Consider the following 15,594-nt stretch of genomic DNA (forward strand, 5'->3'; position numbering starts at 1 on the left):
AATGTCTAAGAAAAAAATTATTATCGGAGAAACTTTAGTTGCTCCCGGAGAGGAAGTTCAAATAAATGCTCCAATTGCGCGGCTGCCTTCTCATACTGTAATTGATATACCTGTTGTAGTTTATAATGCGATGGAAGATGGGCCTGTCCTGTTATTAATGGGAGGGCTTCATGGTGATGAGATTAATGGTATTGAGGTAGTTAGGAGAATTATTGAGAATGGATTTCATAGGGTGAAAAAGGGAGCTGTAATTTGTATTCCGATACTTAATATTTTTGGTTTTATTAATTTTTCCAGAGAGGTTCCGGATGGTAAGGATGTAAATCGTTCATTTCCAGGAAATAAAAATGGTTCGCTGGCCAGTAGAATTGCATTTCATCTAATGAAAGAAATCATTCCTCAAATTGATTATGGAATAGACTTTCATACGGGTGGGGCTGATCGAACTAATTACCCTCAAATCAGGGCTGTCTTTAAGGATCCCAAGAATGTAGAATTGGCAAGCGCATTTTGTGCCCCCTTTTCAATTGATTCTGTTTATAGACCTAAATCCTTGAGACAGGCGGCCGGGAAAAAAGGAAAAAAAATTCTGGTTTATGAAGGGGGAGAATCTGCCAGGTTTGACCAATATGCAATCGAGGAAGGAATTGCTGGCACAAGGAGATTAATGAAACATTTAGAAATGGTAGATGAAGCTCCTGAGCCTAGCAAACCCAATATTATTATCAAACATTCCACCTGGGTAAGAGCAAAATTTTCAGGATTATTCCATAGTTTTTTTAAATACGGTCAAAAGGTAAAAAAGAATGAGGTGATTGGAACCGTAACCGACCCATTTGGGGAATTTAAAATTCCGCTTAAATCACCAGCTTCTGGTTATATAGTTGGGCTTAATAATAACCCAATAGTTCATCAGGGAGATGCAATTGTTCATATTGGAATTGCAAATAGCAAAAGTGTAAACGCTAAAAATAAAAAAGGAGAATCAATTTGATTCTCCTTTTTTATTGAATAACAATTTTAAATTATCTTACTGCAAATCCAACTCCTAGGGTAACATTATTATACTCATTGAATGAATAATCTCCCATAATCAATAATGGTCCGGCATGAATATTCATTCCAAAAGTGGCTCGTGGACTTCCATGTTTATAATTTAAAGTTACCGGATCTTTAAATGTGGCTTTATCAGTTTCAAAATCCCCAAGAAGATTTACATTAGAGTTGACTGTATTGTAACCTAATCCTCCATAAAAGGTGAAAATAGCCAGTTTTTTAGAGGCAATTGCCTGAAAAGAAATTCCTGTAACATCATAAGTTAATTGCTGAGTTTTAGCATCGTTTAAATATGAATTCGAACTCATTTTGGTAAACCCTCCGAAAACTGACAATTCCATAGGTAATTCCTTCATTCCCGGAATCCATTGTTTGATATCATGCATCACTCCAATTCCCAATAACTTGACATCAGTATCACCAAAAACCGAGTGAGGGAAAAATCTAAATTTCACATCAGTTCCTTTGGTAATTCCTAATCCCAACTGAACCATTGGAGCTGGAACAGCATTGTATCCTATATCTTCTTTCAGACCTAAGCCAGGCATTGAACTCACTCTTACTACTTCTTCTCCATCTTCCATAATAATTAGTTCTGGTCCGGCTTCGTATTCCCCAAAAAGAGTTGGAAGCTCCCTGTTTGAAGGATCACTCAACCTGATATTGGCATATTCATGATCATTGAAAGTAAAGGTTACATCCTTATTTGGAACCAATGCCGCATGTCCCATGACAGTTAGATCAAAACCTAATGTTTTATGAGGTTTGGCAGTATTAAACCAGCCTGCATTGATGTCATATCCAAATCCTTTTACAGCTGGTTTTAAATAATGACCAAGCAGGGTTTCGGCATCTTCAACTCCCGATTCTAAAATTAAATCAAACTGATCGCTTTGGGCAAAATTAAAAGTTGGGTGAAACAGGATTAAGGTAAGTGCAAAATAGAACCCTTTGATTTTGTATGTTAGCTTCATGTTATTAAAAAGATTAATTTTCTAATATAAAATAAGGGCATATAAATTTTGGTAATCCTTAATTTATATGCCTTTGATGATTATGTTTAAATGAAATTTATAGTTCCTGCTCAGTTTTAGCAGTTACATCTAGATATACTTTTACACTTATTGATGCTGGACCAGTTGTTTTTGCTTTAGCGCTAAAGGCTACGTAAAAAGGTTGTTCAGTATTTAATAATTCGGTTAAAGCTGATTTGATATTAGCTGGAAGAACTAATTCGTGCTTACCTGGAGTTAATTTAATTATTTCATCTAGAGTCATAATTCTAACTACCTTAGATTCCTCTATTGCAATTGGCTCACCATCCCTTATTTCAATGTTTGAAGAAGGAGTATAATGAATTTCAGCATTTGCATATTCAATATTGTCTTGTCCGGTAATTCCGGTAATCTGATATTCTAGCTTGTTGAGAGTAAATTCTTTAATGCTTTCTTTATTATCCTGAAAATCCTGTTCTTCCTGAGGATCAACTTCTCTAACTTCAGTTTCTGAGCCTTCAAATTCATCTGTGAGGCTAATGGTATATTCATATTCCATTGTTTTGGAGATGTTTATTGGAAGAGCGCTGTCTTCGCAAAAACCAGCAAAACATACACAAACGGTTAGAATGGCTAAGGCATTTAAAATCCTTTTTTTAAGAATGGATAATGTAGAGTTATTCATAAATTTATTTGTTTAGGTTACTTATATATTTCTATTTATAACTGCCGATTGGCAAATTCATTACCGAAATCATCTTTGGTTCATGCAAAAGAGTCAAATTCCCAATCCATGTAAGAAAATATGCTTTCTGAATGATTTTTAATTAAAATGAAAAACCCCGGTTTTGCCGGGGTTTTAGTTTGTTTGTTTAGTTTATCTGCCTCATAAGGCATTCAAGTGGAAAGGAACTCAACGAAACTCTATTAAGTATTAATCCTTTCATAAATTATTAGTTATGTTTTGAATAAATAACTTGGTAGGGATTTACAAATCTCAGACCCAATAGGGCTAATTCTATTGTTAAATGTGCTTTTTGATAGGGCAGGTAAGTTTTTATGAATGGAGTGCCATAATTTTTAAGCCAACCTTAGGAGAATAATCTCCAAATAAGAAAAGGTTTACCTTGGAGACTTCTGGGTTTAAACACTGGTTATCAGTTGGTTAAGATTATTTGTTTAGAATACCCAAATTAATCATAAGTTTTTGGCATGCCTTTCTTCGAAGCAAATTATTACAAAAAATGATTAATTTTTATGTAACACCTCTTTCCTTTTTGGTAAAGAATTGCCACAAAAATTAGAATTTATATTTTTTATAATTTTTATAAAATAAAAGTTGAGAAGGGCATCTGACCAATATAATAGAAAATAATGGCTGATATTAAAAGTTAAATTCGCTTTAATTTTTTAAAATTTACCACGTATTCATCCTTAGATTTGATGCGATTTACCTGTATCTTTGTAAAATGATTGAAGAAAATGATGAAGAATTATTTGAGCATTTTAGAATAGAAGCTGACCCTAAACAATCTCTATTGAGGATTGATAAATTTTTAATAGACAGGTTGCCGCACACGTCCAGAAATAGGATTCAGGATGCAATAAAACAGAATTATATTAAAGTAAATGGGGATGACGTTAAATCAAACTATAAAATAAGACCTAAAGATGTAGTAACAATTTTTCTCCCCAAACCCAAAGTTGATTTTGAGATTATTCCTCAGGATATTCCATTAAACATTGTTTTTGAAGATGATCATCTCATGATTATCAATAAAGAGCCGGGCATGGTGGTACATCCTGGCCACAACAATTGGGATGGAACTTTAGTAAATGCCCTGGCCTTTAAATTCAAAAATTTGCCTACGCATAAAAATGGTGAACAAAAGCCAGGGTTGGTTCACCGGATAGATAAGGATACTTCAGGGCTTTTAGTTATTGCCAAAACCGACCAGGCGATGACCAATTTAGCAAAACAGTTTTTTGATCATTCAATTGAGCGAACTTATTATGCCCTGGTTTGGGGAGAAGTGAAAGAGGATAATGGCACCATTGAAGGACACATCGGCAGGAGCTTTTCAGATAGAAGAATGAGCACTGTATTTCCTGATGGCGAATATGGTAAAGAGGCCATTACTCATTATCAGGTTTTAAAAAGGTTGAGGTATGTATCCTTGGTAAAATGCAATTTGGAAACAGGAAGAACTCATCAAATCAGGGCACATATGAAATATTTAGGGCATACTTTGTTTAATGATGCTTTATATGGTGGTGATAAAATTTTAAAAGGAGAGCGGTTTTCAAAATACAAAAGTTTTGTCGAAAATTGTTTTTCCTTAATGCCCAGACAAGCACTCCATGCTAAAACATTAGGATTTATTCATCCTGTTTCAAATGAATTTATCCAATTTGATTCCGAAATTCCTGAAGATTTTCAATCTGTTATTGACAGATGGGAACATTATGTTCAATATACGTAATTGAGTTTTTTAGCAATTTGAACCTGAGATTTTTTTAAGCTATGTACCTGATTTTTGATACTGAAACTACCGGACTACCAAACAACTGGAAAGCCCCACATACTGATCTGGAGAATTGGCCCAGACTTGTTCAGTTGGCCTACCAACTTCACGATAATAAAGGTAATTTAATAAAAGCCAGAAATGTTATCGTGACACCAGATGGCTTTACCATCCCTTTTAATGCTGAAAAAATTCATGGTATTTCCACGAAAAGAGCACAGGAAGAGGGTATTCCATTAGAAGAGGTTATACAGGAGTTTGCGGAGGATATCAAACAAACTAAAGTATTAATCGGACACAATATTTTGGGATATGATATCCCATTAATGGGGGCTGAATTCATCAGGGCAGGAGTAGATGAGAGCTTATTCATGGAATTGGATACGTTCGATACCATGAAAAACACCACCGAATTTACCGCTCTCCAAGGTGGTAGAGGAGGCAGGTTCAAACCTCCGAAACTTGAGGAACTTCATGAAAAACTATTTGGCTATAAATTTCAGGATGCACACGATGCCGCTTATGATGTTGCCGCAAACTCAAAATGTTACTTTGAACTTTTAAAAGTAGGAGTAGCCAAACCCTGGGATGATACACCTGTAAAGGCAATTATTTATGAGCCGCCAAAACTCGATGATGCCAACTTTAAGAAAGCGCAGGAAGAAAAGAAAAAACAGGAAGCTGAGCTAAAAGCAAGACAGGGGAAAAAACTTGATAAGGTCATTCCCTTTTCCCATCTCCATGTACATTCTGAGTTTTCTATTCTTCAGAGTACTGCAAAGGTTAAAAAGATATTGGAAAAGGCCCGGGAGTTGAAAATGGAGGCAGTAGCCATTACAGATATGGGAAACCTTCATGGTGCATTTAATGCAGTTGCCGGTCAGGGAGACGATCTTAAAGTGATTATCGGATGCGAGTTTTATGTAGCTGTAGAAAGGAAGAAAACCCAGTTTACCAAAGACAACCCAGATAAAAGGTTTACCCAATTACTTTTGGCAAAACATCAGGAAGGATATAAAAACCTCTCAAAATTAAGCTCTATTGGTTACATGGAAGGTTTTTATTCCGGAGTACCACGAATTGATAAAGCTCTAATTGAAAAGTATAAAGACGGTCTAATTGCCACTACGGGAAATTTAAATGGAGAGATTCCTAATCTCATTCTAAATATAGGCGAACATCAGGCCGAAGAGGCTTTTCAATGGTGGTTGGAATTATTCAAAGATGATTTCTATGTAGAATTAATGAGGCATGGACTTCCTGAGGAAGAAAGGGTAAATGAAGTGCTTTTATCCTTTGCCAAGAAATATAAGGTGAAAATTATTGCGTCCAACGATGTCTATTATATCAATCAGAAAGATGCTCCGGCTCATGACGTACTTTGGTGTGTAAAGGAAGGTAAGACCATGAGTATGGAAGTGGGGAATGGCAGAAGGTTCAGGTATGCATTGCCAAATGACAAATATTATTTTAAGAGTCAGGAGGAAATGAATCAGTTGTTCTTTGATCTACCCGAAGCCCTGGAAAATGTACAGGAAATTGTAGATAAATGTTCTCCTCTGAAACTTAAAAGAGATATCTTACTTCCGGAATTTCCCATGCCACCGGAATTTACCACCCAGGATGATTATTTAAAATACCTGACTTTTGAAGGGGCTAAAAAAAGATATGGTGACCCATTAGAAGAAAGTGTAAAGGAACGCTTGGAGTATGAACTGGATATCATCAAAACAATGGGGTTTCCTGGCTACTTTCTGATTGTGCAGGATTTTATCCAGGCTGCAAGAGATATGGGAGTAGCGGTAGGGCCGGGACGGGGCTCAGCAGCAGGCTCAGCCGTGGCTTTCTGTATTGGAATTACCAATATTGATCCTATCAAATACAACCTGCTTTTTGAACGATTCCTGAATCCGGAAAGGGTTTCCATGCCTGATATTGATATTGATTTTGATGATAGAGGAAGACAGGATGTAATTGACTGGGTAGTAAAGAAATATGGAAAAAACCAGGTCGCACAGATTATTACTTATGGTACCATGGCTGCTAAAATGTCTATAAAAGATGTGGCCAGAGCAGAAGAACTACCGCTTGCAGAAGCAAACGCACTTGCCAAATTAGTTCCGGATGCCCCCGGTACTTCCCTTAATAAAGCTTTTGAAGAGGTATCTTCTTTAAGGGAAATTAAAGAAAAAGACCAGGGTTTGCAGGGAAAAGTATTAAATCTTGCGCATACTGTTGAAGGATCTGTAAGAGGAACGGGAATACATGCAGCCGGGGTGATCATTGCCCCTGACGATTTATTGGAATACATTCCAGTTTGTACTTCCAAGGATGCGGACTTATTGGTTACCCAGTTTGATGGCAGGGTGGTAGAATCTGCCGGGATGCTAAAAATGGACTTTTTAGGGCTTAAAACCCTAACCATCATTAAAGATGCGCTTCGGCTAATTAAAAAGAATCATGGGGTAGATATTGATATTGATGAAATTCCACTGGATGATCCCAAAACTTTTGAACTTTATCAGGCTGGAAAAACGGTTGGTACATTCCAGTTTGAATCTCCGGGAATGCAGAAATATTTGAAGGAACTGAAACCCACAAATATTGAAGATTTAATTGCCATGAACGCCCTGTACCGACCAGGGCCAATGCAGTTTATCCCTAATTTCATTAACAGGAAACACGGAAAGGAAGAAATAGAATACCCTCACGAATTACTCGAACCCATCCTGAATTACAGCAACGGGATTATGGTTTACCAGGAACAGATTATGCAGACTGCTCAAATCCTGGCAGGTTACTCTCTTGGTGGTGCGGATATTCTGAGAAGGGCAATGGGAAAAAAGAAGATTGAAGAAATGGATAAGCAAAGAGTAATCTTTGTGGAAGGAGCGAAGGAGAAAAACAATATTCCCAAACAAACCGCAGAGGAAATTTTCAAAGTAATGGAAAAGTTTGCCTCTTATGGTTTTAACCGTTCTCACTCTGCGGCCTATTCGGTGGTAGCCTACCAAACTGGTTACCTGAAAGCCAATTACCCTGCGGAATACATGGCAGCGGTAATGAGTAATTCCATGGGAACCATTGATAAAATAAGCTTTTTCATGGAAGAATGTAAAAGCTCGGGAATTAAGGTCCTTGGTCCAGATGTGAATGAAAGTTCCAGAGATTTTGATGTGAATGATGAGGGTGCTATTCGATTTGGAATGGGCGCTATTAAAGGTTCTGGTGATGCAGCTGTGGATGCCATTATTGATGAAAGGAATAAAAATGGTCAGTTTAAAGATGTCTGGGAATTTGTAGAGCGAATGGACCTCAGAAAAGTTAATAAGAAGACTTTTGAAAGCCTGGCATATGCAGGAGCTTTCGATAGTCTGGGGGAAATGCACCGGGCACAGTATTTTTACATAGAGAGTGGGGAGCAAAATTCCGGAATTGAGAAACTGCTTAAACATGGAAATGCCATACAGGCTGAAAAAATGTCGGCTCAAGCCTCCTTATTTGGTGCGGGTAGCGGAATGGAAATGCCCCGACCCAGATTGGCCAGTTGTGAGCCCTGGTCTGATCTGGTAAAATTACGCCACGAAAAAGAAGTAGTTGGGTTTTATATTACCGGGCATCCACTGGATATGTTTAAAATGGAAATGGAAAACTTTTGTGTACCATTAGCCAGAATTGAAAATCACAGAAACCAGGAAATTGCTGTAGGTGGATCGATCACCTCGGTAAATATCAGAGAAGGACGAAGGGGAAATCAGTTTGCCCTTTTTACGGTGGAAGATTACGAAACATCAGTTAATCTGGCCTTGTTTGGCCAGGCTTTTTTGGAGAATAGAAATATGCTCAATGTAGGGCAATTTGTATATATAAAGGGAAAAGTTCAGGAACGATATAACCAGCCCGGACAATGGGAATTGTCCCCAAAATCAATTTCTCTGCTTTCTGATGTAAAAGATAAATTGTGTAAGCAAATTAAATTAAGAATTGATATAGCCAAACTTGATATGAGGTTAGCTACTGAATTGGAGGAATTAGCTATAAACCATACAGGGAAATGTGACATGAAAGTGGAAGTTTATTCCAGGGAAGATAATATTAAACTGGATTTGCTTTCCAGAAAATACAAGGTTGATCCTTCTACTAACCTGATTAATGATATCAGGCAATTGGATATTGATGAATGTTCGGTGAGTTAATTCCTCATACCCGATGCACCTTTGTATAGCTAGAAGGATTCATTCCCATAAACCGCTTAAACTTTCGGTTAAAATTTGATACATTGTTAAAACCAGAGAGAAAGCAAATTTCGGTAATGCTGTATTTCTTTTGTAACAAAAGTTTGCAGGCATTACTGATTCTTATTTCCGTTAAAAAATCAAGATAGGTTTTTCTGGTTCGCTGTTTAAAAAAACGGCAAAATGAAGAGGGTGTCATGTGTACAATTCCTGCTGCCTCCTTAAGGGAAATTTCCCGGTGATATTCATTAAATGTAAACTGGAAAATATCATTCAGCCGCTTCCCTTCATTTTCATTTACTTCCTTATCCATATTTTCATAAGAAAGTATTTCAAGCTCATTTGATTGGCTTAAAGATTCTAAAATTTGAAATAACACTAGTATTTTCTTAAATCCTTTTTCATTAGGAATCTTGTGAAATAAGGGAATTAAAATATCTTTTGTTTTTCCATTTACTTTCAGGCACCTTCTGGTTAACTGAAAGAAATGTTGAACATCCTTAAATTCCGGAAGTTCCAAAAATGTATTTCCCAAAACCTGTGGATCAAAAAATATATGGATGGAATGTGCCTTTAAATCTTTATGTTCATAGTATTCCTGATCATTCTTAAATAAATGGGGAACATTGGAACCAATAATAAACATATCCCCGTCATTAAAATCACCTACATATTCACCGATGAACAAGGTTCCCGAGCTTTTTACTAAAAGTGTCAATTGCAATTCCTGATGATTATGCAAAAAATCATATAAATGAGTTCCCTTTTCCACCTGAATATCAAAAGAAGCTCCTGAGTTTTTTGGAATTTTAAATGGATGTATTTTCATAGGTGATTTGTTTATCTTCAGTGGAAAATTTATTAGGAATCAAATATAAGTACGATTTAGTTATAAATATTATGTTTAATAGTAAATACAAGACAATATCGTACAGGTTTTGGGCAAAATCTGTAAAACAAAGCTGAAAAAATGCCTCTAGCTTTGCCATGGTTATTAATTACAGTATATAGTTATGAAGGTGGACTGGAAAGGAATTTACCCCGCAATTACAACAAAGTTTACAGACGATGATAAGCTTGATTTACCTGCTTTTGAAAAGAACATTACAGTTCAATTAGAAGCTGGAATTAATGGGGTAATCCTGGGTGGAACTTTAGGTGAAGCCAGTTCACTTTCTGAAGAAGAGAAAAGCGAGTTGGTTAAAGCCACAGTGGAAATGGTAGATGGGAAAATTCCCGTAATCCTGAATATTGCCGAGCAAACCACAAAAGGAGCAATTGAACAGGCAAAATTAGCCAAAGAAAATGGAGCCAGTGGATTAATGATGCTTCCTCCAATGCGCTATAAAGCTACGGATAAAGAAACGGTTACTTACTTTAAGGAAATTGCCCGGTCAACTGATTTGCCGATCATGATTTATAACAATCCGGTAGATTATAAAATAATGGTCTCTTTGGACATGTTCGAAGAATTGGCTGAAGAAGCCAATATTAAGGCAGTGAAAGATTCTACCAGAGAAGTTACAACAGTTACAAAAATGATCAATCGATTTGGGGACCGGTTTAAAATTCTGGGAGGTATAGATACACTGGCTTTGGAATATATGATGATGGGCGCAGTAGGATGGGTTGGAGGCTTGGTTTGCGCTTTCCCCCGAGAAACAGTGGCCATTTACAAATTAGTTCAGGCAAAAAGATATGAAGAAGCTATTGAAATTTACAGATGGTTTATGCCACTTTTAGAATTGGATTTAAGTCCACAATTGGTGCAGAATATTAAATTGGCTGAACTTAAAACAGGTTTGGGAACTGAAAATGTGAGAGCGCCAAGATTACCATTGTCTGGTAGAGAAAGAGAAAGGGTTTTAAAAATTATTCAAGAAGGACTTGATAATCGTCCTGAGTTACCAGATTATTTGAATTTGTAGTAAGATGGGGAGGAAATCATTTTATTGCATAGATGGGCATACTTGTGGAAACCCTGTGAGATTAGTAGCAGGAGGGGTTCCAATGCTTAAAGGCAATAATATGATGGAAAAAAGACTTCATTTCCTTTCGGAGTTTGACTGGATTAGGAAAGGGTTAATGTTTGAACCAAGGGGACATGATATGATGTCAGGAAGTATGTTGTTTCCACCATCTGATCCCCAAAATGATGCGGGTGTATTATTTATAGAAACAAGTGGCTGTCTTCCAATGTGTGGACATGGGACCATAGGTACAGTTACCATGGCAATTGAGGAAGGAACAATTGCCCCCAAAACTCCCGGGAAATTAAATTTGGAAACCCCGGCAGGCCTGGTAAAAGTTGAATACAAACAAAAATGCAAAAAAGTAGAATCAGTAAAACTGACAAATGTTCCTGCTTTTTTAGCCGCTGAAAATATTGAAGTAGAATGCCCTGAACTGGGCAAATTAAATGTGGATGTTGCATATGGAGGAAATTTTTACGCCATTATCGACCCACAGGAAAACTTTAAAGGAATTCAGGATTATACCGCTGATGCCCTGATCCGTTGGAGCAGGACCATCAGAACCTTAATTAATAAACACCAACAATTTATCCATCCGGATAAAACCACAATTAGCGGGCTTAGTCATATCCTCTGGAGTGGGCAAACCATTTCAGAGGAGGCTACAGCCAGAAATGCTGTTTTTTATGGAGATAAGGCAATTGATCGCTCTCCATGTGGAACAGGGACCTCTGCCAGGATGGCCCAATGGCATGCTAAAGGCAAATTGAATACTGGAGAAAAGTTTATTCATGAAAGTTATATTGGTTCCCAGTTTACTGGTGTGGTGGAAGCTGAAACAACAGTGGGAGGGAAGGCTGCCATTATTCCCAGCGTAGAAGGTTGGGCAATGGTTACAGGCTACAACCACATCATTATTGATGATGATGATCCTTATGCACATGGCTTTCAGGTAATTTAACTTTTCCATTTCCCATATTTTTATAATTTCTTTAATGAAAAAATCAAAGGAAATAATCATTATTGGAGGTGGTATTGTAGGTTTATGCACTGCGTATTTTTTAAATAAATCAGGACATCAAGTTTCTATTATTGATAAGAGTGATTTTACCGATAATTGTTCCTATGGTAATGCAGGGATGATAGTTCCCAGTCATTTTATTCCCCTAGCTGCTCCCGGGGTGATTACCCAAGGGTTAAAATGGATGTTTAATCCCGAAAGCCCATTCCAGATAAACCCTCAGTTAAATGCTAATTTCTTTAAATGGATTTGGGAGTTTTATAAAGCCTCAAACACAAAAAGGGTCAATAAAGCAATTCCTGTTTTAAAGGAATTAAACACTGCCAGTCTGGCCTTATATAAATCTTTATCTGAAAGTGAGGAATTTAATTTTCAACTAAATGAAAAAGGGTTGTTGATGTATTTCAAAACGGACAAAGCCTTTGAGAATGAAAAGCATGTAGCTGAAAAAGCCATCACATTGGGTTTAAAAACCGACATTATATCCGGAACCGAAGTAGGGAAGTTTGAGACCGAAATTGATTTATCGGTAATAGGCGCTATTCACTTTAAATCAGATGCCTGCTTTACTCCACAATATTTTATGAAGGAAATAATAAATGTCCTAAAAACAAGAGGAATTAAATTTATTGAAAATACTGCAATCGAAAAATTTGACTTTAAGGGAAATGTTTTAAAATCGGTAAGGTCTAATAACAATACGTTTGAGGCGGATGAATTTGTTTTGGCAACAGGTTCATGGACAGGAAGATTAGCCAAAGAATTAAACATTCAAATTCCAATGCTTCCAGGAAAAGGCTACAGTTTTGAAATCGAAACTCAAAAGGTAAAGCCAAAAATTTGTGCCATCCTCACTGAAGCAAAAGTGGCGGTGACACCAATGGAAAATGGGTTACGTTTTGCCGGAACAATGGAATTGGGTGCATTTAACTCAAAAATTAATCAGAAAAAAATTGATGGAATTTTAAAATCTATTCCAAAGTATTTCCCCCAATTAAGTAAGAATGATTTTGAAAACATTAAAATCTGGTCAGGTTTGAGGCCATGTTCTCCTGATGGCTTACCATTTATAGGAAAATCAAAAGGATTCAATAATTTAACAATTGCTGCAGGCCATGCCATGATGGGAATGAGTTTAGGCCCGATTTCTGGGAAATTAGTAACTGAAATAATTAATGAAGAAAAGCCTGGAATTGATTTAAGTTTACTGGCAGTTGACCGGTTTTCCTGAAAAATCAGACTGCGTTTTCCACCCAAAGGGTATAGGCAAAATAAAACAACCGAATGCTTACAATAAAGAAGACAATCCCTAAAACCCGGTTTATTCTACGGATAAGTTTTTCATTCAGGATTTGCCCTAATTTATTGGCCAGATAAGCTTTAAGAATATCAAAAATAAAAATAAACAAAGCCAGGCTGGAAAAAAACATGATGTAATCATTGCCCTCAAAGTTTTTTTCCATACTTATGGTTCCTAAAATGGCTATCCACAATAGGCCAGTAAATGGATTTATAAGGTTAATTGCAAATCCTTTTATGGTGTAAATAAAATCGGGAGCAGTTTCTTTTTTTACTTTCACCAAACTTGGTTTTTTTGCGGATTTATTTAAGTATCTGTATCCTAACACAAAGATGGTAATTCCCGCAAGCAGACTGAAAATTTCCTGGAATAGCAGGTTTTCAAATAAAAAACTTAAGCCATTATATATAATTACAATTAAAAGTAAATCGCTTAAAATTATCCCCAATGCAAATGAAACACCTTTTTTAAAACCGTGTTCTATCCCCACACTTATTAGATAAAAAAAGGAAGGCCCTACAAAAAACATTAGAAACCCTGCTAATAAAAATCCCTCAACAATAGGATGCATTTCACTAATTTTTAGTTTTCAGATAAACCCATGCCTCTGAAAATTATTTTATTTTAGGCTTTATAGTGTAATAAACCAGGTTTAATTATCTTTTCTGAGGCATAATCAAATACTTTCCAAAACCATCTTCTCCAAACGGGAAGATGATCAAAATAAACCATATTATATTCAAAGGATGAAGTTCCGCCTCTTTGTTTTTTAAATGTATCCGCCCCTGAACTCATATTTAATATAAAGTTTTTTTCTCTGGCCTGGTTGATAAGCTGAAGATTAAGAAACCGATAAAGGCCTGCTTCTTTTGGAAAGGATTGGTCGTAGCCGATAAAAGGGGTGGTCATTACCTTACCATTGGAGGCAATGGCCTGAACACCACAAACTTCTTCTTTAAATTTTAATAAATGAATATCTAGAAAGCCACTTTTTAGGGCAAGAGACAGAAAGTCCTGGTCGTATTTTGGATTCCAGGGCGAATGTTTTTCAATATATAAATCAAAATACATCTTTAGCGCTTTTCCAAGATGATCTCTTTCAAAAATACTTTGGCCATTCACCCAGGTAAATCCATCACTTTTATCCCACAGTTTTTGATCAATTACATTGGCCCTTTTTTTCCAGTTCTTTTTTATGGCAGGATCAAAAAGAAAAATATGGCGGCTTACAATGGAGGAGAATCCCTGATTTTGAAGTTGTGACTTTAATTCATCATCTATCCGATCACATACCGATCGAAAAACAATCGCTTTTCCAGGGAAAAATCTGATGAGTTCTGTTTTTATTTCATTTAAAGTGTCTTGGGAAAAATCAGGATATAAATTAGTGGAAACCAACCAGTTGTTGATAAAAACCACATCATCTGCTTTAAAGGCCCTGAAAACAGACTTACATAATTGAAACCCTGCCCTTAGGACAGCTTTTTTGAAATAATTTAACTTTGGGCTGGATAGTAATTCTTCCTTCGCATAATCCAGATACTGAGAGATTATGGAACTAATGTAAGTGCTTTTTTGGTGAACAGAATTAGTGGATACCGACAAAATAGGAAGAAGTATTTCATCGATGGCTAACAGGTGGAATTCACCATGTACATTTTTTACAAGTAGGTGGGGTTCCTTGGTAACAAGGGCTTCCAAAAAGCACTTCAATTTATTGCCTTCATTAATCCTTTCCCAATCCAATAAATGTATATCCTGCTTTGAATAAATCTTTACCATCAGTCCTAAAATTACTTGCGTAAATGTAGGAAGGTAAGTTTACCCTCAAAAAAACATAGATTTAAGAAATGGTTAAGCATTTCAATAAAAAAGCCATTTATGGCAATCCACAAATGGCGTTTTTAAAACTTTCAGGTTATAGAATTACTAATTTCCCTTTGATTCCTCCACTTCTTCGTCACCACCTTCAGCCTGAACTTCTGCAAGGATTTCATCATATTGACTTTTTAATTCCTCATCCGATTTTAATTCTTTTTTAATTCTGTTGTAAAGTTTAACACTCCCGATATATTCTTTCACCATAGTAGAAAGGGTTGACTTTATTTCAGCAGTCATTTCATCCCTGGTTGTAATGATGGAATTCACAAAAGCAATTTCCTCCTCGGTGGCTTCTATTTCTTTAAGTTTTTCTTCGTCATTTATAGCTTTTGTTACTTCATTATACCTTTTAGTGGTAATGTTTTCATTAGATTTAATCATATCACCCATTACTGTTTTAATATTATCCTTCATGGCATCAATGGAATCCATGGTAACAGCATATTTTTTTAAATCCTCTTCGGTGATTGGTTCTTCTTCCTGGGCAAATAGATTTAATGATCCCAGTGTTAACATTGTAAATAGAGTACAGAATACTAGTTTGAACGTTCTTGTAGATTGCATTATAGACGAGTTTGGTTTTATGATTTTACGATTTTACATATTTT

At 36.3% G+C, this 15,594-nt stretch carries 12 protein-coding genes; 6 read left to right on the plus strand and 6 right to left on the minus strand.

All coding sequences use genetic code 11. From position 1 onward, the window contains the following. Position 1: 1 nt before the first annotated feature. Positions 2-994 (plus strand): succinylglutamate desuccinylase/aspartoacylase family protein, encoded by a 993-nt coding sequence (locus A3EM_RS0107155; protein ID WP_020527504.1) that lies wholly within the window; start codon positions 2-4, stop codon positions 992-994. Between the two features lie 31 nt (positions 995-1,025). Here A3EM_RS0107155 and A3EM_RS0107160 read toward each other — a convergent pair whose 3' ends face one another. Both A3EM_RS0107160 and A3EM_RS41765 read right to left on the minus strand, forming a co-directional pair. After that, positions 1,026-2,030, minus strand: coding sequence for a DUF6588 family protein (locus A3EM_RS0107160; protein WP_020527505.1), 1,005 nt, complete (start codon positions 2,028-2,030; stop codon positions 1,026-1,028). Positions 2,031-2,127: 97 nt separating this feature from the next. Further along, positions 2,128-2,736: a hypothetical protein gene (locus A3EM_RS41765; RefSeq protein WP_044237513.1), complete on the minus strand. Its 609-nt coding sequence runs from the start codon at positions 2,734-2,736 to the stop codon at positions 2,128-2,130. Between the two features lie 784 nt (positions 2,737-3,520). Between A3EM_RS41765 and A3EM_RS0107175 the strand changes: the two genes are divergently transcribed. Then, the gene (locus A3EM_RS0107175; RefSeq protein ID WP_020527508.1) at positions 3,521-4,534 is read left to right on the plus strand and encodes an RluA family pseudouridine synthase; all 1,014 of its coding nucleotides are present in this window, start codon (positions 3,521-3,523) and stop codon (positions 4,532-4,534) included. Between the two features lie 41 nt (positions 4,535-4,575). Beyond that, positions 4,576-8,772, plus strand: a complete 4,197-nt coding sequence (gene dnaE, locus A3EM_RS0107180) for a DNA polymerase III subunit alpha (RefSeq protein WP_020527509.1) — start codon at positions 4,576-4,578, stop codon at positions 8,770-8,772. A gap of 4 nt (positions 8,773-8,776) precedes the next feature. Here dnaE and A3EM_RS0107185 read toward each other — a convergent pair whose 3' ends face one another. After that, on the minus strand, positions 8,777-9,640 hold the full coding sequence (locus tag A3EM_RS0107185) for an AraC family transcriptional regulator (RefSeq protein ID WP_020527510.1): 864 nt from the start codon (positions 9,638-9,640) through the stop codon (positions 8,777-8,779). A 184-nt stretch (positions 9,641-9,824) separates the two neighbouring features. Here A3EM_RS0107185 and A3EM_RS0107190 point away from each other — a divergent pair, with 184 nt between their 5' ends. Genes A3EM_RS0107190 through A3EM_RS0107200 form a run of 3 tightly spaced genes read left to right on the plus strand, consistent with a single transcriptional unit; the run spans position 9,825 to position 13,036 of the window. Continuing rightward, positions 9,825-10,739 carry a dihydrodipicolinate synthase family protein gene (locus A3EM_RS0107190; RefSeq protein ID WP_020527511.1) on the plus strand — a complete coding sequence of 305 codons (915 nt, stop codon included), beginning with the start codon at positions 9,825-9,827 and terminating at the stop codon, positions 10,737-10,739. 4 nt (positions 10,740-10,743) lie between these two features. Next, entirely contained in the window at positions 10,744-11,745 is a 1,002-nt protein-coding gene (locus A3EM_RS0107195) for a 4-hydroxyproline epimerase (protein WP_020527512.1), read from the plus strand. 34 nt (positions 11,746-11,779) lie between these two features. Then, positions 11,780-13,036 carry an NAD(P)/FAD-dependent oxidoreductase gene (locus tag A3EM_RS0107200; protein ID WP_020527513.1) on the plus strand — a complete coding sequence of 419 codons (1,257 nt, stop codon included), beginning with the start codon at positions 11,780-11,782 and terminating at the stop codon, positions 13,034-13,036. A 4-nt stretch (positions 13,037-13,040) separates the two neighbouring features. Here the strand turns inward: A3EM_RS0107200 and A3EM_RS0107205 are convergent, their stop codons facing one another. The 3 genes from A3EM_RS0107205 to A3EM_RS0107215 form a co-directional block, all read right to left on the minus strand. After that, entirely contained in the window at positions 13,041-13,676 is a 636-nt protein-coding gene (locus A3EM_RS0107205; protein WP_044237517.1) for a LysE family translocator, read from the minus strand. Positions 13,677-13,729: 53 nt separating this feature from the next. Further along, a complete protein-coding gene (locus A3EM_RS0107210) occupies positions 13,730-14,887 on the minus strand; it encodes a GNAT family N-acetyltransferase (RefSeq protein WP_020527515.1) in 1,158 nt (385 codons plus the stop codon). 147 nt (positions 14,888-15,034) lie between these two features. Then, entirely contained in the window at positions 15,035-15,502 is a 468-nt protein-coding gene (locus tag A3EM_RS0107215) for a hypothetical protein (protein WP_020527516.1), read from the minus strand. Positions 15,503-15,594: the final 92 nt, after the last annotated feature.

It is taken from the genome of Flexithrix dorotheae DSM 6795, from assembly GCF_000379765.1.
GTDB lineage: Bacteria > Bacteroidota > Bacteroidia > Cytophagales > Flammeovirgaceae > Flexithrix > Flexithrix dorotheae.

Bases quoted from the DNA above. Each gene is read 5' to 3' on its own strand.
- A3EM_RS0107155 (WP_020527504.1), top strand. From the start codon at position 2: ATGTCTAAGAAAAAAATTATTATCGGAGAAACTTTAGTTGCTCCCGGA.
- A3EM_RS0107160 (WP_020527505.1), bottom strand. From the start codon at position 2,030: ATGAAGCTAACATACAAAATCAAAGGGTTCTATTTTGCACTTACCTTA.
- A3EM_RS41765 (WP_044237513.1), bottom strand. From the start codon at position 2,736: ATGAATAACTCTACATTATCCATTCTTAAAAAAAGGATTTTAAATGCC.
- A3EM_RS0107175 (WP_020527508.1), top strand. From the start codon at position 3,521: ATGATTGAAGAAAATGATGAAGAATTATTTGAGCATTTTAGAATAGAA.
- dnaE (WP_020527509.1), top strand. From the start codon at position 4,576: ATGTACCTGATTTTTGATACTGAAACTACCGGACTACCAAACAACTGG.
- A3EM_RS0107185 (WP_020527510.1), bottom strand. From the start codon at position 9,640: ATGAAAATACATCCATTTAAAATTCCAAAAAACTCAGGAGCTTCTTTT.
- A3EM_RS0107190 (WP_020527511.1), top strand. From the start codon at position 9,825: ATGAAGGTGGACTGGAAAGGAATTTACCCCGCAATTACAACAAAGTTT.
- A3EM_RS0107195 (WP_020527512.1), top strand. From the start codon at position 10,744: ATGGGGAGGAAATCATTTTATTGCATAGATGGGCATACTTGTGGAAAC.
- A3EM_RS0107200 (WP_020527513.1), top strand. From the start codon at position 11,780: ATGAAAAAATCAAAGGAAATAATCATTATTGGAGGTGGTATTGTAGGT.
- A3EM_RS0107205 (WP_044237517.1), bottom strand. From the start codon at position 13,676: ATGCATCCTATTGTTGAGGGATTTTTATTAGCAGGGTTTCTAATGTTT.
- A3EM_RS0107210 (WP_020527515.1), bottom strand. From the start codon at position 14,887: ATGGTAAAGATTTATTCAAAGCAGGATATACATTTATTGGATTGGGAA.
- A3EM_RS0107215 (WP_020527516.1), bottom strand. From the start codon at position 15,502: ATGTTAACACTGGGATCATTAAATCTATTTGCCCAGGAAGAAGAACCA.